Source organism: Flavobacterium terrigena, from assembly GCF_900108955.1.
GTDB classification, from domain to species: Bacteria; Bacteroidota; Bacteroidia; order Flavobacteriales; family Flavobacteriaceae; genus Flavobacterium; species Flavobacterium terrigena.
This window is the reverse complement of record NZ_FNYA01000002.1, coordinates 17,227-34,172: the sequence shown is the minus strand read 5'-3', so window position 1 is coordinate 34,172 and position 16,946 is coordinate 17,227. Positions and strand designations below refer to the sequence as shown.

Genomic DNA, 16,946 nt, shown 5'->3' with positions numbered 1-16,946 from the left:
GTTTAGAATTTATTGGCGATTGAGGTAATTTTTGCGTCACCCCAAAGGCTTTCAATGTTATAATACTCTCTAATGTGTTTTTGAAATACGTGTACTACTATGCTCACATAATCCATTAATACCCATTCTCCAACGTCTGTTCCTTCAACATGCCAAGGTTTGTCTTTTAATTCTTTTGACACACCTTTTTGTACAGAACCTACAATTGCATTTACTTGGGTATTTGAATTACCATTGCAAATTACAAAATAATCACAAACGCTATTGTCAATCCCTCTTAAATCAAGAATATCAATATCTAATCCTTTTACATCTTCTATTCCTTTGATGATACTTGCTAGTAAATCATCTGTGCTAATATTTTTCGTCATCTATTATTTATTCGTTTTGTGCAAAGGTATCATTTTTTGTCTTTATTTTTGTAACTTCAATTAAGTAATAACAAAATTTCTTATATGCATATTATCAAACTCCCTGCCATTGATTCAACAAACAGCTATTTAAAAGAATTAACTACAAAACAAACCGTAGATAATTTCACAGTTGTGGTGGCTGAAAACCAAACGAATGGGAGAGGGCAACGCGGTGCGAATTGGGAAGTAGAAAATGGTAAAAACCTTACTTTCAGTGTCTTGATAAAAGATGTGTTGCTTAATTTTGAGGAAGTTTTTAATTTAAATGTGGTCGTTGCTGTTAGCTTATTTCAAACGTTTTCTAATTTAAAAATTCCGAATTTAGCTATCAAATGGGCAAACGACATTTTGGCAGATAAAAAGAAAATTTGTGGCATTTTAATTGAAAATCAGTTTAAAAGCAATTCAGAAATACTTTCAATCATTGGAATTGGCATAAATGTGAACCAAGAAAACTTTTCAAATCTGCCACAAGCGAGTTCTTTAAAAAATATTTCCGGACAAGAATGGAGTAAAGAAGAAGTGTTATTGACTTTTTTAAACCAATTTCAAAACAATATCAATTTGTATAAAAATGAAGGGGCGAAATATTTTTGGGAAGTATATCACGAAAATTTATTCAAAAAAAATGTACCAATGGCTTTTGAAAATGCTTCAGAAACAAAATTTATGGGAATTATCAAGCAAGTTTTGCCAAATGGTTTGTTGCAAATTGAACTTGAAGATGATAGTTTACAATTGTTTGATATTAAAGAGGTTAAAATGTTATATTAAATTCTGAGCTTCTAATTTTTGGTTTCCTGTTACATTTCATTTATTAAATTTTGTTAAAATAGTTACTCTTTATTTTCAATTCTGTACATTTGCACTACTTTAAAAAAAGACAACATTTTATGTTACAGAAATTACTTTCCGCACTATATTCTACACGCTTAATGGCACTTTTATTTATCGGTTTTGCAGCTGCAATGGCGGCAGGAACTTTCATAGAAGATGCATATAATACAGAAACTGCTCGAATTTTAGTTTACAACACTTGGTGGTTTGAAGCCATTATGGTATTTTTTGTGATTAATTTTTTCGGAAACATCAAACGTTACCAATTGTATAAAAGAGAAAAATGGGCAACTTTGTTATTGCACTTGTCTTTTATTTTTATAATTATTGGAGCTTTTGTTACGAGATATATTAGTTACGAAGGATTAATGCCAATTCGTGAAGGTGCAACAGCTAATATGGTGTATTCAGATATGCCGCATCTTACAGCATTTGTTGATGGAGATTATAAAGGTGAAATGAAACGTAAAACAATTGAGAAACAATTATTACTTTCTCAAGCTGTAAATAATTCATTTTCGTATTCTGATGATTTTTCAGATGTTCCATATAAAATTGAATTACAGGAATTTATCATGAATGCTTCTGAAACATTCAAACCAAATGCAAAAGGTGATTTATATATTAAACTTGTTGAAGCAAGTGGTGGAAGTAGAAAAGAACATTTTTTACGTGATGGTGAAGTGAAAAACATTAGTAATGTGTTATTTGCATTCAATAAATTCACACAAGGAGCTGTAAATATTACTAAAATTGCTGAAGCTTATACCATTCAAACCCCTTTTGATGGTAATTTTATGCGAATGGCAGATAAAATGCAAGGTACAATTGCAAAAGATCAACCTAGTCCGTTAATGTTCCGTTCATTATATAATGCAGGTGGAATTCAGTTTGTTCTTCCTGAATTAGCTCAAAATGGAGAAGTGGTTTTAGCTTCTAACGACAATTATAAAGATAAAAAAACAGATGATGCCATTGTGGTAAAAGTGACTTCTCAGAACAAAGAAGAAATTGTTACTTTAATGGGATCTAAAGGAAAACAAGGTGAGCCTAAAAGTTTTAAAATTGGAAAATTAGATTTCACTTTAATGTACGGAAGTAAAGTTCATACGTTGCCTTTTTCTATAAAATTGAATGATTTTATTGCGGACAAACAACCGGGAACGGAAAAAAGTTATTCGGCATTTAAAAGTAAAATTGATGTTATTGATGGAAAAGAAAGTTTTAAATATGATATTTTCATGAATCATGTCTTAGATTATAAAGGTTTCCGACTTTTTCAAGCGAGTTTTGATGAAGACGAAAAAGGAACAGTACTTTCTGTAAATCATGATTTTTGGGGAACTTGGATTACATATATCGGTTACTTTTTATTATACTTTGCTTTAATGGCTATTTTGTTTGATAAAAACACCAGATTTAATGATTTGATTATAAAACTTGATAAAATTCGTGCGAAAAAAGCGGCTTTAACAGTATTGTTGTTTTTCTTCGGATTAGTTGGATTTGCTCAAGACAATCATACCAATCACGACGGACATAATCACGGAACAGAACCACATCAGCATGACACTTCGGTTCAAAAACCAAAAATGCCAACAGTTGCGGAATCTTTAAAAGAGATTAAAAAATATATGGTTTCTGCAGATCACGCAGAAAAATTCGGAAGATTAGTTATTCAAGATTATAGTGGAAGAATGAAACCGGTAAATACGTTTTCATCTGAATTATTACGAAAAGTTTCTAAAAGTGATACATTCGAAGGGTATACTTCAGATCAGGTTTTAATTTCAATGAATCAATTTCCTGAATTTTGGTACCAAATTCCAATTATTTATTTAAAAAGAGGAAACGACAGTATTCGTAAAATTATTGGTGTTGATAAAGAAGCAAAATATGCACCGTTAATTAGTTTTTTCGATGATTTCGGAAATTATAAATTGCAAAAACAAACGGACGAAGCGTATAAAGTTGCCGTCCCAGATCAGTTTCAGAAAGATTTTTTGGATGCAGATAAAAAAGTAAACTTATTGTATTCAGCAATAAGCGGACAAATTTTAAGGTTTTTTCCTCTTCCAAAGGATACCAACAACAAATGGGCTTCTTATTTAGAATTGCAACATCCAACCAAAACAAATTTAGATGTTGTTAAAAATATCATTCCATTTTATTTTAGTGAAGCAGCAAGAGCATCACAATCTAAAAATTACAAAAACGCAGAAAGTTTATTAAAAGGATTATCAGATTATCAAAAGAAATTTGGTGGAAAAATAATGCTTTCTGATGATAAATTAGAAGCGGAAATACAATACAATAAATACGATATTTTCAAAAAGTTATTTTCTTGGTATATGTACGCCGGAACTTTAATGTTCGTATTTGTAATTGTTCAAATTTTCAACAAAAAGAAATGGGTAAATTATGTAGTGAAGTTTTTCCACGGAACTATTATTTTATTATTCATTTTACATTTAGCAGGATTAATTGTTCGTTGGTATATTTCAGGACATGCGCCTTGGTCTGATGCCTATGAAAGTATGATTTATGTGGCTTGGGCAACTATGTTGTTTACATTGTTACTTGGAGTAACGCCATTATGGTTATTTATCGTAACTGGTAAAATTTGGATAAAATCACCTTTAACAGTTGCAGCTGGTGCCTTTGTAACTTCTATTATTTTGATGGTGGCACATTGGAACTGGATGGATCCAAGTATTGCAAATTTACAACCTGTGTTAGATTCATACTGGTTAATGATTCACGTAGCGGTTATTGTAGCGAGTTACGGACCGTTTACGTTGGCCATGATTTTAGGATTAGTTTCTTTGTTTTTGATAATATTTACAAACAAGAAGAATAAAGCCAAAATGGAATTAAACATCAAAGAAATAACATATATTAATGAGATGGCTTTAACTGTAGGTTTAGTTATGCTTACTATTGGTAACTTCCTTGGTGGACAATGGGCTAACGAAAGTTGGGGTCGCTACTGGGGTTGGGATCCAAAAGAAACATGGGCATTAATTAGTATTATGGTGTACGCTTTTGTAATTCATGCACGATTTGTGCCAGCTTTACGCGGATTATTTGCCTATAATTTTATGTCAGTTTTAGCTTTTGCAAGTATTTTAATGACATATTTTGGAGTAAATTTTCACTTAAGTGGATTGCATTCTTACGCTTCTGGAGAACAACAAAATGTAATTTATTACGCTTATGCTCTGTCAATTGTTCTTGCAATTTCAGCAGTAGCATATGTTCAGTATAGAAGATTTTATAAGAAGAAAAAGTAATTGTTAAAATATCAAATAAAAAGACCTGACAATTTTTAAACTTGTCAGGTTTTTTTATATACTAAATCAATTTTTTTGTCGTTTATTTCTTAATAAACAATTTTACTATGAAGCAAAAAGTAATCATCGTTTTATCGGTTTTAGGAATAGCGCTTTTGTGTAATTTCTATTTAAAGAACACTTCTTCGGATAATAATATCTCGAAAAATGTTGTTGATAAAACTTTAAGTAAAGCTGAAGAAATAAAATCATTTCTAAAGAAAAATTCTAAATACAATAAGGATGTTTTTTTTCTTTTAGACATGAGAATTCCATCAAATAAATTTCGATTTTTTGTTTACGATACGAAAAAAAATAAAATTACCGATTCGGGTTTAGTCGCACATGGTTCGGGTTCTGCAACTGCTACGGGTGAATTACAATTTAGCAATACTGATGGTTCTTTAATGACATCTTTAGGAAAATATTATATTGGAAATTCCTATAATGGAACTTTCGGGAAAGCTTATAAAATGTATGGTTTAGATACTACAAACAGTAATGCTTATCTGCGAAATATTGTATTGCATTCTCATAAAAAGATGCCTTATGCAGAACAAATTTCTCCCATTGTTTTAAGTTGGGGCTGTCCAATGCTAAACGAAAAATTCTATTTGCGAATTCAAGATATTTTAGATAAATCGGATAAAAATATATTGATGTATATTTATTATTAATTTTTGTCATTTCGACCAAGGGGAGAAATCACATAATCTGAATTACTTTACAAGATTTCTCCTGCGTCGAAATGACAGAATAATGGTTTTTTAATACAACATTAACTCTTGTTTGCTATATCTTTTCTTACATTTGAGAATAAAATAAATTAAGGATGAAACTATTTCACACATTTACGGCAATTTTAGCGCTTTCATTGGCTTGTAATCAAACTAGTAAAAGTAATTTATCACCAAATAATTCAACAACAAAAACTATGGAAAAAGGTTCAATATATACTTTTAAAGTAAAGGATTTATCTGGAAACGAATTTGATTTCGCATCCTTAAAAGGAAAAAAAATACTGATTGTAAATACGGCTTCAGAATGTGGATTAACACCTCAATATGAACAATTACAAGCGATTTACGAAAAATATAAAGATAAAAATTTTGTAATTGTTGGTTTTCCAGCTAATAATTTTGGCGCACAAGAACCAGGAACAAATGCAGAAATTGGTGCGTTTTGTAAAAAGAATTATGGGGTGACTTTTCCAATGATGGAAAAAATATCTGTAAAAGGAAGTGATATGCATGAAGTGTATCAATTCTTAACTCAAAAATCTAAAAACGGATTGGAAGACAGCGAAGTGGAATGGAATTTTCAGAAATATTTAATTGATGAAAACGGACATTTATTCGATGTGATTTCACCAAGAGTTCTACCAAACGACAAATCAATTACAAATTGGATTGAAGGAAAATAGTTTTAAGTTTTAAGTCTCAGTTTTCAGTGTTTGTTAACTGAGACTGGAAACTGAGACTGATTTCTATAACATTTTCTGCATAAAAACAGAATGCAACCAACGGTCAAATTTGTATCCAGTTTCTTTTAAAAAACCTGCTTTTTCGAATCCGAATTTTTCGTGGAAAGCAATACTACTTTCGTTTTCCGAATCGATAACGCCAATCATCGTGTGTAAACCTTGATCTTTTGCTAAAGTAATTAATTCGGTTAATAATAAATTACCAATTCCTTTTCCAATGTAGTTTTTATTAGCATAAACGGAATGTTCAACGGTGAATTTATACGCTTCTCTAAATCGGAATTCGCTATAATATCCAAAACCAATCACTTCATTATTTATTTCTGCGACAATAATCGGGAAATCTTTTTTCAATTTATCATCAAAAATAGCCAATTGTTGCACTAAACTTCTCTGTTGATAATCGTACAAAGCCACACCATTTAAAATTTGGTCGTTAATGATTTCTAAAATTGATGAGCAATCTTCGGGATTGTAATTTCGAATTATCGGATTCATTTTGAAGGATTTATTTATCAGATAAAAGTATAAAAAATGTGGGTAAATTTGTAAGTTTGTAATTGAAAATTTAATTTCATATCTAATAAATTGAAAGCCAACTTATACCCAAAAATACCATTAGCGCAAGCTGTCATTGAAATTTTTCGCCAAAAGGAAATTCAACATATTGTAATTTCTCCAGGTTCACGAAATACACCTTTAACTATCGGATTTACTAATCAAGATAGTTTTACGTGTTATAGCATTGCCGACGAGCGTTGTGCGGCTTTTTTTGCTTTAGGTTTGGCGCAACAATTACAAAAACCTGTCGCGGTAGTTTGTACATCTGGTTCAGCATTATTGAATTATTATCCAGCTGTTGCCGAAGCGTTTTACAGTCAAATTCCTTTATTGGTTGTTTCTGCGGACAGACCACAAAATAAAATCGACATTGGAGACGGACAAACGATTCGTCAAGAAAATGTATATGCGAATCATATTGTTTTTTCTGCCAATTTAACTGAAAATGCTTCAGAAATAAATGACAGTTTAATTGTTTCAGCGATTGAAACGGTCATTTCTCAAAAAGGTCCAGCGCATATCAACGTTCCATTTGAAGAACCTTTGTATGAAACACTTTTAGAGCCAACTTATGTTCCGCAAATTCCTGTTTCAAATGTTGAAAAAGCGGCATTTAATTTAGATACTAAGTTCGTTTCAGAATGGCAATCAGCGAAAAAGAAATTGATTTTAGTAGGCGAGTTGTTGCCTAATTCCATTGAACAAAAATATATTGAAATTTTAGCGCAAGACGAAAGTGTTTTGGTGTTATTAGAGAAAACTTCCAATTTACATCATCCAAGTTTTATTGATCGAATTGATACTTTAGTGACCACTTTTTCTGAAGAAGATAAATTGAATTTTCAACCAGAAATTCTGTTAACTTTTGGCGGAATGGTAGTTTCTAAACGTATAAAAGCTTTGTTGAGAAGCTATCAACCGAAACAGCATTGGCATGTTGATGAAATTCGTGCTTATGATACATATGGTTGTTTATCGGAACATTTTCAAACCAATATTTCAACTTTTTTTAATCAGTTATTAATAGAAAATAATACAATTTCTTTAGATTATAAATCGACTTTTCAAACCATTTGGAAAAACAGATTAGCGAAACACGACAGCTATATGTCGGAAATTCCGTTTTCTGATTTTAAAGTTTTCGATTTTTTAAGTCAGAATTTACCGGAAAATATTCAGTTACAAGTCAGTAATAGTTCGCCAATTCGTTACATTCAATTGGTTCATATTAATAAAACCATTGAAGTGTTTTGTAATCGTGGTACAAGTGGTATTGATGGAAGCACATCAACGGCAATTGGAGCGGCTTTAGCAAACAAAAAAGCAACAATCTTAATAACTGGTGACATTAGTTTTCTGTACGATAGTAATGCGTTATGGAATAATTATATTCCTAAAAGCTTCAAAATTATTTTGATTAACAATAATGGTGGCGGTATTTTCAGAATTTTACCAGGTCATCAAGAAAACGAAACTTTTAATACTTTTTTCGAAACAACGCATCAATTTACGGCAGAGCATTTGGCTAAAATGTACAAGTTTAATTATACTTCCGTTCAAGATGAGAAGGAATTGCAATCAGTTTGGAATTCGTTTATTTCAGATGAAAATACTCCATCTATTTTAGAAATTTTCACTCCAGAAAAATTGAATAATAGTATTTTGTTGGATTATTTTAAGAATTTATAGTTTTTAAACTTCATTATTTGTTCTTTTTTATGTATTATTTTTATTATTAAAATGTTAAATTTAGTATCAAATTCTTTATTTTTTAAGTAAATTATTGTAAGTTTGAGAAGTAACTAATAAAAAACATATGTAATTATGAGTAAAAGAGATGAATTAATAGTAAAGTATGCTGCAGATTTAAAAGACAAATGTGGTGTAACTGCTAATATGGATTTATTAACTAAAGTAGTTATTGGTTGTGGTCCATCGATTTATAATAATGATTCTTCAACTGTTTCTGGAACAGATGAAAAAGAATTAGCAACGGTAAAAAATAATTTCTTAATTAAGAAATTAGGTTTAAAAGATGGCGCAGATTTAGATAGAGGTATTGATGCCGTAATTGAGAAATACGGTCGTTCGAACAAAAGTAAATACAGAGCTGTAGTATATTATTTATTAGCGGTTCACTTCAAAAAAGAGTCGGTTTACAAATAAAAAGTATAAAAAAATCCTGAATGAAAGTTCAGGATTTTTTGTATTATTAAATTTCATATAATTCGATTGGTAATTGATCAGGATCTTCGAAAAAAGTAAATCTTTTTTGGGTGAATTCATCAATTCTTATGGGTTCTGTTTTGATGTTGTGTTTTGATAATGTTTCTATTGCACTTTCGATATTGTCTACTTCAAAGGCAATATGACGTAAGCCTCGAGCTTCTGGTCTGGAAACTCTTTCTGGCGGATTTGGAAAAGAAAACAATTCGATACAATAATTCCCATTTAAAGATAAATCTAGTTTGTAGGATTGTCTTTCTTCACGATAGACTTCTTGAGTGATTTCGAATCCTAAAATCTCCGTATAAAATTGCTTTGATTTTTCGTAATTCGAACAAATAATGGCAATATGATGAATTTTTTTAAGCATTTTTGAGTTGTAATTATTGAGTCAATCCTTTTTTAATCAAAACAATTTGACCTAAATGATAATAAGCATGTTCAATCATCGCGTCAATATTTCTTTGATACGTTCCGTATTTTGCATCAACAAAAACGGCTTCTAATTTTTCATCAGACATTTGTTCTATTAAGCCGGCAAACTCTTCGGAATCTTTCCAAAATTTAGTTAGAAAAATATCCCAATCTTGTTGTGATTTGATAACAGGGAAATCAAAACTAAATTGGTCTTTGATATCGAGTGTTCCGCCATTCAAAACATTTAAAATCCCAGAAATATAATAGTGAATGTGTTGAGAAAGCACGGAAATCGTATTAAAAGAATGAAATTTTTTTGTTGTGATTTCCCAATCTAAATTGGTTAATTGGTCTTTGTAATTGGTGTTGGCAATCCAAGTTCCATTTAAAATGACTTCTCTAAAACGGGAAGCGATTTGTTGTGTGTTTTTCATGCTTATGTGTAACTGTGTTATTCTCTCATTCGTAAATATAAAAAAATCCTCAATATCAATTGAGGATTTCGTTTTATTTTTTACCGTCTTTAAACTTGAATTTTTCTACTGGGTTTTGTTTAGCTGGTTTTTTGTCGTTACCAAATTTGTTCTTTCCAAAAGCTGGTTTTTTATCTGAACTTTCACCAGTTTTCGGCTTGAATTCTTTTTTATCACCATCTTTTGCGAAAGGTTTTTTATCGCCTGTTCTTGGTTTAAATTGCGTTTTACTATCCGTTTTGTTGTAAGGTTTCTTCGGTTCGTAAATGGTTTTGTCTGTTCTTTCCGTTTGTGTTTCGTAATCTTTGTGTGATTTGATTACATCACGAGGATTTTTCGGATTTTCCTTCGTACCACGTAAATGAATGATTAATCCGTTTAAGAAATTACGTAAAACTTGATCGCCACATTCCATAAAATTAGCATGATCTTCCGCACGGAAAATATCACCTAATTCACCTTTCGACATTTTAAAATCGACAAGGTTTAAAATTTCAACTATTTGGTCGTCACGTAATTGTAAGGCAACACGTAGTTTTTTGAAGATATCGTTATTGTTCATTTTTTTAGGTTTTATTTGTTTCCTCTTTACTTTCGCTCAGAGTAACATTCGTAATTATTCTTAGAAAAGCCAAAGATACGCTTTTGCAAACGCATTTCGCCATAATTTTTCGTTATGTTCACCACCTTTTACAATTACAGATTTATTGAGTTTCTTACATTCACATCGTTTCGAATTAATAAGTGTTTCCATTTGTTCCATATTCGTAACCATGTCTTCCTTACCTTCATTGTCGCCACAGAGCAAATAAATTTTGGTATTGAAGTTTGGCGTGTTTTCCATTTTCTGAAAAATTTCTTCTTTATTAATCCAAAAAGCAGGCGAGAAGCAACCTACTTTTCCAAACACATCTGGATATTTCAAAGCGGCATAAAAAGAAACCAATCCGCCAAGCGAACTTCCCCAGATACAAGTATTTCTAGCATTTGTTTTGGTTCTGTAAGTCAAATCAATTTGTGGTTTTAAGGTTTTTACGATAAATTCTAAATAAGCATCTGCATTTCCACCACCACGTTTTTCGTTTTTATAAGGTGTTAGTTCTCCAAAACGTTTTTCATTTCCGTGTTCGATGCCAATTACAATGACTTTAGCTTTTAAACTATCTAAGGTTTCGTCAATTTTCCATTCACCACCAAAAGAAGCAATCGTATCAAACAAATTTTGCGCATCATGCATGTAAATTACAGGGTATTTTTTGGTTGATTTTTCGTAATTTAAGGGTAAATACACCCAAATTTTCTTTTTAGTTTGTAGTTGTGGTGCATCTATCTCAAAGGTAGAATAGCGGTTTTGTGCTTCGATTTGGTTTACAGAAAACAAAAAAAGTGGTAATAATAGGCTTAAAAATCGTATCATTTTTTATATTTGAAGAATATTATAAAAGTAAGAATTTTGATGGAAACTACTCAAGAAAAAATAAGTTTGTTAAAAGAAATGATTGCGTTTGCTTTAATTGATGGCGAATTGCACGACAGAGAATATGATTTTATTGAGATTGTTGCTTATGAATTAGGTGTTGATAAAGAAACGTTGCATAAACTTTATGAAAATAAAAGTGAAGTAAGTGTGATTAAAGACGAATTAAATAGAATTTGTCAGTTTTATCGTTTGGCTTTATTGATGCGTTCTGACGACGTTTTACACGAAAGAGAACGAGTGAAAATCAACGAAATCGGAATTAATATGGGTTTAGATCCGTATGCAATGAAACGCGTTTTAAGGTTAATTGAAGATTCTCCAAATCATATGGTTGATGGTGAGACTTTAATTAGACTGTTTAGTGAGCAATTGAATTAGGTTAAGGCAAAAGTGAAAAGGGATAAGTTAAAAGTTTTAGGATTATTTTACTGAATACTTATTTAATTGGTACCCAAATTTCCTCTTCACTTTCCGGGTTTTCGTGGCCTAAATAATTATCTCCCATAATTTCAAAATGAGGTCTGTTATCTAATTGAAAACCTGAATTTGGTAGCCATTCTCCATAAATATATTGTGCAGTTTTTGGAAACATTTCAGATGTACCTTTATATAAAAAAACAGCGTATTTTTCACCAGTTAATTCTAGTTTTTCAAATCCTTCAGGAATGTTGTCAAAGTCTTTAACTTCCACAGCAGCCCATTTTGTAAAAAGGGTTTCTGGAGTGAAATTGGTAAAATAATCTGGTTGATAAACTTGAACACAAAAAATGTCAGCACTTTTTGGATTTTTGATTTCTTTTAAACGAGGCATTAATTGACTGAAAATACTAAATGTTTTATTATCTATTAAAGACATTTCAACAGAATATCCGATTAGTTTTTTTGGTGCTATAGTTAGGATTTTTGGTGTCATAGTGTATGAATAAAAATCAAATATATAAAAAAATCCCTGCAAAAAATAGGCTTGCAGAGATTCTATCAAAATAAAAAAGGGGAGATTAATTATTCGTTAAAAACTGGTAAATTTCATCTTTTAAATGCACTCTTTTTTTTCTTAAATCGTTCAAAGTATCGTCTGAAGCGGGTTCTGAATCGCTTTCAACTCTGTAGATTTCATGGTCTAATTCGTCAAACTCGTGAAATAACTTTTTGAAATGTGGATTTTCAATTTTTAAATTGTTAATTTTTGTTTCGTACTCTGGAAATTCTTGGGTTAAATTGTGTTTGGTTATCATAATCTTTGTTTTAATTTTCTATATCAAAGTTCTGAAAATTAAAACGCAATAAATATGATATTTGTCATACAGTTATTTACCCTGAATTCTAATCCAAAGTTTACTGAAAATTTCACTGTAATTATTAGGTTGCTTGTCTACAGAACTATAAGTTCCGTTCGCATTGAAAACTAAAGGAAAAAAGAATTCCGCTTTATTGTTTTGAATATCAATTGGACCAAATTTTGTACCGTAAATATTCATTTTTCCGTTTTCCATTCGTGCTAATTCATAACCTTCTGTGAAATTAAAAAACGGTTCTAAAGCTTTAATTTTTTTCTTTTCAGCAATGAAATTAATATCGTTTTTTTCAAAATGAAATTGTGTTGGTAAATGTTTGTCTAATAAACTATAATCGCTATAATATAAGCCATCTTTTGTTTTTATAATGGCTTCCCAAAGTATGGTGTTAAAAGGTGTTGGTACAATTTTTATTTTCTCGTAAGTGATGTTTTTTTCTTTTAATTGATTCACGAAAATATTTTTCACATATAAATTTATTACTAAACCAAAAAGTAAGTATCCTGTAGAAAGAATTAAGGAATAATGAATAACTTTTTGTCGATTGGGATTCGTATTTTTCATAATCCATAAAGTAATGCAACCTATAAGTAGCCAAGTTGTATATAATGGATCAATTACAAAAACATTATCTAAAGAATAGAAATCCATACTTAAAGGATATAAAATTCTAGTTCCGTATGTGGTACAAATGTCGAGTAATGGATGAGTAAATAAAGCTAAGAAACTTGCCAAAAACCATGATTTAAATGGGGAATTGTATTTTTTAGCAAACCATTTTCCAAAGAGCCAACTTAAAATTAAGGAGAAAAATATGGAATGCGAAAACGCTCTATGAATAGAAAGTTGTTCAATTTTGTTAAAAAAAGGATTTATTAATACATCTAAATCGGGAATAGTACCTAAAATAGCACCATAAAGCAAAGCTTTTTTACCGATTTCTTTGTCTTTTATTAATGCAAAAGTCGCAGCTCCTAAGACAATTTGCGATAATGAATCCATTGATTAGTTTTGTTTTACTGGAATTAGAAATTGATGTGTAAATAATTTTCCTTTTTTACCTCTAAAAGAAATAGATAAGGAATACTTTTCGTCTTTAAGACCTTCTTTAATAATGGTTAAAGACCAATTAGTGATGTTCTTATCTGTTGATAATTCGCCTCTTTTTAAATTTCGTCCCGAACACATCAGATTTACAGGATCAATATTTTTAGTTACTATTTGAAATTTGTTTTCCTTATCTAATTTTAAATAGTCTTTTCCGTTTTCAATTTGAATTTCTACAGAATATATACCATCTTCAAAAACTAAATTACTTTTATTTTGAGCAAGTAAAACGTTTGAAAACAGTACTAATAACCAAATAATATAATTCTTCATTGTTGTTAAGATGATTATTTTGAACTAACCTCTACCGGTTCTGCATATAAATCAAATTCTGTTGCGTCGATGATTTTTAAATCTACAAAATCACCCGTTTTTAAATAGAATTTTGAAGCGTCAATCAATACTTCATTATCTACATCTGGACTATCAAATTCTGTTCTTCCTACAAAATGTTCACCTTCTTTTCTATCAATAACACATTTGAACGTTTGTCCGATTTTTTCTTGATTTAAATCCCAAGAAATTTGTGCTTGAATATCCATAATTTGAGCGGCTCTATCTTGTTTTACTTCTTCTGGAACATCATCTTCTAATAAATAAGCATGTGTGTTTTCTTCGTGAGAATAAGTAAAACATCCTAAACGTTCGAAACGCATTTCTTCCACCCAATTTTTAAGAGTATTGAAATCTTCTTCCGTTTCACCAGGATAACCAACGATTAAAGTCGTTCTTATTGTCATTTCTGGAACTAAGGCTCTAAATTCTTGAATTAATTTAGTCGTTTTTTCTTGAGTAGTTCCACGACGCATCGATTTTAAGACACTATCAGAAATATGTTGTAATGGAATATCTAAGTAATTACAAATTTTTGGTTCACGTTTCATTAATTCTAAAACGTCCATCGGGAAACCAGTAGGGAAGGCGTAATGCAAACGAATCCATTCAATTCCTTCAATCTTAACTAAAGCTTCTAAAAGTTCCGCTAAATTTCTTTTTTTGTATAAATCTAAACCGTAATACGTTAAATCTTGTGCGATTAAAATTAATTCTTTTACACCGTTTTTAGCTAATTTTTCGGCTTCAATCACTAAATGTTCAATTGGAGTCGACTTATGTTTTCCTCTCATTAATGGAATTGCACAAAAACTACAAGGTCTGTCGCAACCTTCGGCAATTTTTAAATACGCGTAATTTTTTGGAGTTGTAGTTAAACGTTCTCCAATTAATTCGTGTTTATAATCGGCACCTAATGCTTTTAATAATAAAGGCAATTCTGTTGTTCCGAAAAATTGATCAATATTTGGAATTTCTTTTTCTAAATCTGGTCTGTAACGTTCAGACAAACAACCGGTAACAAAAACTTTGTCTACTAAACCTTGTTCTTTTTTTTCGGCATATTCCAAAATCGTATTTACCGATTCTTCTTTGGCGTTATCAATAAAACCACATGTATTAATTACAATAATGTTTCCTTCGTCTTTAGTGGCTTCGTGTGTTACTTCTTTTCCGTTGGCACGAAGTTGTCCCATTAAAACTTCACTATCATATACGTTTTTAGAACAACCTAATGTAATGACGTTAATTTTATTTTTCTTTAAAGACTTGGTTCTCATAGTATTTGTTTTATTTCAGGGTGCAAAATTAATAAAAAAATGTCGCTTAACTTGAAGTAAAGCGACATTTGTGAAATATTTGTATTTTATTTAAAAATTTATCACGTATGATAAAGTAACATTGTTGTTGTAATTTTTAATTCTAGCAGTGTCGTTTAATCCAGAAGTTAATAAAGCTTCTGTTCTTGCGCGGTGTTCGTTAGTGTATGAAATATCAATTTTAGATTTTCCGAAATTATAACCTAAACCACCAGAATAACTCATTAAATCACCAAAAGCGTAATCTGTTTTATATGGACTTTGTTCAAAACGGTAACCACCTCTAACACTCCATTTTTGAATTTTGTATTCTCCACCAACACGTAACTCATAGCTATCTTGAAGCTGGTCTTTCATTTGAGTGTTTAACCTGCTATAAATGGTTTCGTTATTTGGTTTAAATTCTGTTTTTGCGTAGTTTTTTGTTGAATAATCAACACTTAATAAACCTTTTTTACCGAATAAAACTGTTGCACTACCCGTTAATTTACTTGGAGTTTGAATTTTGTAGGTTGGATAAACATTTACTATGCCTGGATTAACATAAGATTGATTCATTGAATCTGTTGTGGCGTCATAAAAATTTGATGAAATGCTTTGTGTTAGTTCGTCGTTTAAACGGTACCAAGTTGGAGTTTCATATGCTAAACCCACACGAACATTTTCTGTCGCTTTGTAAATAGCTCCTAAGTTTAAAGAGAATCCTGAACCATAAGTGTATAATTCATTATTAAATCTTACAGCATCAATGCTATAACCATCATCGTAAAAATCATTTAAGTTACTTTCATATAAAGAAGAAGTTCTTACATAATCTGTAAAATGGAAATTCATATTCATACCCACATATAATTTGTCTTGGTAAGCTCCAGAAAAGTTAGCGGTGAATTTTCCGTTATAACCTTTGGCTTGGATAGTATTTTTATGATAGTAATTTCCACCAGTAGGTACATTTGTGAAATAATCTGTATTATGCTCATCACTTTCGTCTAATGGACTTAATACATAGGATTGATAACCTAAAAATGCTTGTTGTGCATCGAAACCTAAATTTTGATTTTCTCCTAGGTATTGATATAAACTTCCGATAGATTCTCCGGGTTGTGTTTGTAAATATTGAAGTTCAAAACCTTGCGCTCTGTTTAGAAAATAATTATCCATTGAATTGTATGGATTAACACCTTCACTAACAATATAATCGTCAAGATTATTGGCGTTTTCATAGTTTAGACCTAAAGCAAATTTTTTCCAGCCACTTTTTGAAGCTTTATCATTAAAAACAAAAACAGCACCTAATTGATTGATGTCTAAAGTGTTTTCTTTTGTTGTGCTACTTGTGCCAAAATAACTAGCATTATTGCTTCTATTAATGCTAGATAATGAAATAGCTGCTTGGTTGAAATTGAAAATTGAAGAACCAGCAGGGTTGATATTTATAGCAGACATATCTCCACCAATTGCTCCAAAAGCACCACCCATTGCTCTAAAGCGAGCTGTTCCATTTAAATTTTGTACACCATATCGTAAAGCATCTGATATGGCAGGTTCTTGTGCGTTAGCCATAAAAGAGCCACCTATTAATAAGGAAAGTAATATCTTTTTCATATGTTTTTATATAGTTTGAAAAAACCTGCCTGTAGTTACAAACAGGTTTTTGAAATTATTTTTTT

General features: G+C 30.6%; 19 protein-coding genes. 7 read left to right on the top strand and 12 right to left on the bottom strand.

Annotation, left to right across the window (positions count from 1 at the left end; genetic code table 11):
* Positions 1-2: 2 nt before the first annotated feature.
* A complete protein-coding gene (rsfS, locus tag BMX42_RS03730) occupies positions 3-371 on the bottom strand; it encodes a ribosome silencing factor (protein ID WP_091308947.1) in 369 nt (122 codons plus the stop codon).
* A gap of 84 nt (positions 372-455) precedes the next feature.
* Here rsfS and BMX42_RS03725 point away from each other — a divergent pair, with 84 nt between their 5' ends.
* The 4 genes from BMX42_RS03725 to BMX42_RS03710 all read left to right on the top strand — a co-directional run bounded on the left by BMX42_RS03725 (position 456) and on the right by BMX42_RS03710 (position 6,005).
* Positions 456-1,187 carry a biotin--[acetyl-CoA-carboxylase] ligase gene (locus BMX42_RS03725; RefSeq protein WP_091308944.1) on the top strand — a complete coding sequence of 244 codons (732 nt, stop codon included), beginning with the start codon at positions 456-458 and terminating at the stop codon, positions 1,185-1,187.
* A 119-nt stretch (positions 1,188-1,306) separates the two neighbouring features.
* Positions 1,307-4,543, top strand: coding sequence for a cytochrome c biogenesis protein (ccsA, locus tag BMX42_RS03720; RefSeq protein WP_091308941.1), 3,237 nt, complete (start codon positions 1,307-1,309; stop codon positions 4,541-4,543).
* 107 nt (positions 4,544-4,650) lie between these two features.
* Positions 4,651-5,259: a murein L,D-transpeptidase catalytic domain-containing protein gene (locus BMX42_RS03715; RefSeq protein ID WP_091308938.1), complete on the top strand. Its 609-nt coding sequence runs from the start codon at positions 4,651-4,653 to the stop codon at positions 5,257-5,259.
* 155 nt (positions 5,260-5,414) lie between these two features.
* On the top strand, positions 5,415-6,005 hold the full coding sequence (locus BMX42_RS03710; RefSeq protein ID WP_091308936.1) for a glutathione peroxidase: 591 nt from the start codon (positions 5,415-5,417) through the stop codon (positions 6,003-6,005).
* 63 nt (positions 6,006-6,068) lie between these two features.
* On the opposite strand, the gene BMX42_RS03705 is transcribed toward BMX42_RS03710, so the two are convergent.
* A complete protein-coding gene (locus BMX42_RS03705; RefSeq protein WP_091308931.1) occupies positions 6,069-6,563 on the bottom strand; it encodes a GNAT family N-acetyltransferase in 495 nt (164 codons plus the stop codon).
* A 90-nt stretch (positions 6,564-6,653) separates the two neighbouring features.
* Here BMX42_RS03705 and menD point away from each other — a divergent pair, with 90 nt between their 5' ends.
* Both menD and BMX42_RS03695 read left to right on the top strand, forming a co-directional pair.
* Positions 6,654-8,315 (top strand): 2-succinyl-5-enolpyruvyl-6-hydroxy-3-cyclohexene-1-carboxylic-acid synthase, encoded by a 1,662-nt coding sequence (gene menD, locus BMX42_RS03700; protein WP_091308926.1) that lies wholly within the window; start codon positions 6,654-6,656, stop codon positions 8,313-8,315.
* A gap of 135 nt (positions 8,316-8,450) precedes the next feature.
* Positions 8,451-8,792, top strand: a complete 342-nt coding sequence (locus BMX42_RS03695; protein WP_091308923.1) for a DUF2853 family protein — start codon at positions 8,451-8,453, stop codon at positions 8,790-8,792.
* 46 nt (positions 8,793-8,838) lie between these two features.
* On the opposite strand, the gene gloA2 is transcribed toward BMX42_RS03695, so the two are convergent.
* The 4 genes from gloA2 to BMX42_RS03675 all read right to left on the bottom strand — a co-directional run bounded on the left by gloA2 (position 8,839) and on the right by BMX42_RS03675 (position 11,159).
* On the bottom strand, positions 8,839-9,222 hold the full coding sequence (gene gloA2 / locus BMX42_RS03690) for an SMU1112c/YaeR family gloxylase I-like metalloprotein (RefSeq protein WP_091308920.1): 384 nt from the start codon (positions 9,220-9,222) through the stop codon (positions 8,839-8,841).
* Positions 9,223-9,235: 13 nt separating this feature from the next.
* Entirely contained in the window at positions 9,236-9,703 is a 468-nt protein-coding gene (locus BMX42_RS03685) for a DUF1572 domain-containing protein (RefSeq protein ID WP_091308916.1), read from the bottom strand.
* Between the two features lie 73 nt (positions 9,704-9,776).
* The gene (locus BMX42_RS03680; RefSeq protein ID WP_091308913.1) at positions 9,777-10,304 is read right to left on the bottom strand and encodes a DUF1456 family protein; all 528 of its coding nucleotides are present in this window, start codon (positions 10,302-10,304) and stop codon (positions 9,777-9,779) included.
* Positions 10,305-10,364: 60 nt separating this feature from the next.
* On the bottom strand, positions 10,365-11,159 hold the full coding sequence (locus BMX42_RS03675) for an alpha/beta hydrolase (protein WP_091308909.1): 795 nt from the start codon (positions 11,157-11,159) through the stop codon (positions 10,365-10,367).
* A gap of 9 nt (positions 11,160-11,168) precedes the next feature.
* On the opposite strand from BMX42_RS03675, the gene BMX42_RS03670 reads away from it, so the two are divergent.
* A complete protein-coding gene (locus tag BMX42_RS03670) occupies positions 11,169-11,600 on the top strand; it encodes an excinuclease ABC subunit B (protein WP_245748228.1) in 432 nt (143 codons plus the stop codon).
* Positions 11,601-11,658: 58 nt separating this feature from the next.
* Here BMX42_RS03670 and BMX42_RS03665 read toward each other — a convergent pair whose 3' ends face one another.
* The 6 genes from BMX42_RS03665 to BMX42_RS03640 form a co-directional block, all read right to left on the bottom strand.
* Positions 11,659-12,135 carry a GyrI-like domain-containing protein gene (locus BMX42_RS03665; RefSeq protein WP_091308902.1) on the bottom strand — a complete coding sequence of 159 codons (477 nt, stop codon included), beginning with the start codon at positions 12,133-12,135 and terminating at the stop codon, positions 11,659-11,661.
* 85 nt (positions 12,136-12,220) lie between these two features.
* Entirely contained in the window at positions 12,221-12,457 is a 237-nt protein-coding gene (locus BMX42_RS03660) for an HP1242/YdcH family protein (protein WP_177169113.1), read from the bottom strand.
* 72 nt (positions 12,458-12,529) lie between these two features.
* On the bottom strand, positions 12,530-13,519 hold the full coding sequence (locus BMX42_RS03655) for a metal-dependent hydrolase (RefSeq protein ID WP_091308897.1): 990 nt from the start codon (positions 13,517-13,519) through the stop codon (positions 12,530-12,532).
* A 3-nt stretch (positions 13,520-13,522) separates the two neighbouring features.
* Complete coding sequence (locus tag BMX42_RS03650) at positions 13,523-13,897, bottom strand: hypothetical protein (protein WP_091308893.1); 375 nt, start codon at positions 13,895-13,897, stop codon at positions 13,523-13,525.
* Between the two features lie 14 nt (positions 13,898-13,911).
* Positions 13,912-15,237, bottom strand: coding sequence for a 30S ribosomal protein S12 methylthiotransferase RimO (gene rimO / locus BMX42_RS03645; RefSeq protein WP_091308889.1), 1,326 nt, complete (start codon positions 15,235-15,237; stop codon positions 13,912-13,914).
* A gap of 90 nt (positions 15,238-15,327) precedes the next feature.
* The gene (locus BMX42_RS03640; RefSeq protein WP_091308886.1) at positions 15,328-16,881 is read right to left on the bottom strand and encodes an OmpP1/FadL family transporter; all 1,554 of its coding nucleotides are present in this window, start codon (positions 16,879-16,881) and stop codon (positions 15,328-15,330) included.
* Between the last annotated feature and the right edge of the window lie 65 nt (positions 16,882-16,946).

Excerpts from the sequence above, each read along its gene's own strand:
- BMX42_RS03660 (WP_177169113.1), bottom strand. The coding sequence starts at position 12,457 with ATGATAACCAAACACAATTTAACCCAAGAATTTCCAGAGTACGAAACA.
- rsfS (WP_091308947.1), bottom strand. The coding sequence starts at position 371 with ATGACGAAAAATATTAGCACAGATGATTTACTAGCAAGTATCATCAAA.
- gloA2 (WP_091308920.1), bottom strand. The coding sequence starts at position 9,222 with ATGCTTAAAAAAATTCATCATATTGCCATTATTTGTTCGAATTACGAA.
- BMX42_RS03680 (WP_091308913.1), bottom strand. The coding sequence starts at position 10,304 with ATGAACAATAACGATATCTTCAAAAAACTACGTGTTGCCTTACAATTA.
- BMX42_RS03695 (WP_091308923.1), top strand. The coding sequence starts at position 8,451 with ATGAGTAAAAGAGATGAATTAATAGTAAAGTATGCTGCAGATTTAAAA.
- ccsA (WP_091308941.1), top strand. The coding sequence starts at position 1,307 with ATGTTACAGAAATTACTTTCCGCACTATATTCTACACGCTTAATGGCA.
- BMX42_RS03685 (WP_091308916.1), bottom strand. The coding sequence starts at position 9,703 with ATGAAAAACACACAACAAATCGCTTCCCGTTTTAGAGAAGTCATTTTA.
- BMX42_RS03675 (WP_091308909.1), bottom strand. The coding sequence starts at position 11,159 with ATGATACGATTTTTAAGCCTATTATTACCACTTTTTTTGTTTTCTGTA.
- BMX42_RS03725 (WP_091308944.1), top strand. The coding sequence starts at position 456 with ATGCATATTATCAAACTCCCTGCCATTGATTCAACAAACAGCTATTTA.
- BMX42_RS03715 (WP_091308938.1), top strand. The coding sequence starts at position 4,651 with ATGAAGCAAAAAGTAATCATCGTTTTATCGGTTTTAGGAATAGCGCTT.
- BMX42_RS03640 (WP_091308886.1), bottom strand. The coding sequence starts at position 16,881 with ATGAAAAAGATATTACTTTCCTTATTAATAGGTGGCTCTTTTATGGCT.
- rimO (WP_091308889.1), bottom strand. The coding sequence starts at position 15,237 with ATGAGAACCAAGTCTTTAAAGAAAAATAAAATTAACGTCATTACATTA.
- BMX42_RS03710 (WP_091308936.1), top strand. The coding sequence starts at position 5,415 with ATGAAACTATTTCACACATTTACGGCAATTTTAGCGCTTTCATTGGCT.
- BMX42_RS03665 (WP_091308902.1), bottom strand. The coding sequence starts at position 12,135 with ATGACACCAAAAATCCTAACTATAGCACCAAAAAAACTAATCGGATAT.
- BMX42_RS03655 (WP_091308897.1), bottom strand. The coding sequence starts at position 13,519 with ATGGATTCATTATCGCAAATTGTCTTAGGAGCTGCGACTTTTGCATTA.
- BMX42_RS03650 (WP_091308893.1), bottom strand. The coding sequence starts at position 13,897 with ATGAAGAATTATATTATTTGGTTATTAGTACTGTTTTCAAACGTTTTA.
- BMX42_RS03705 (WP_091308931.1), bottom strand. The coding sequence starts at position 6,563 with ATGAATCCGATAATTCGAAATTACAATCCCGAAGATTGCTCATCAATT.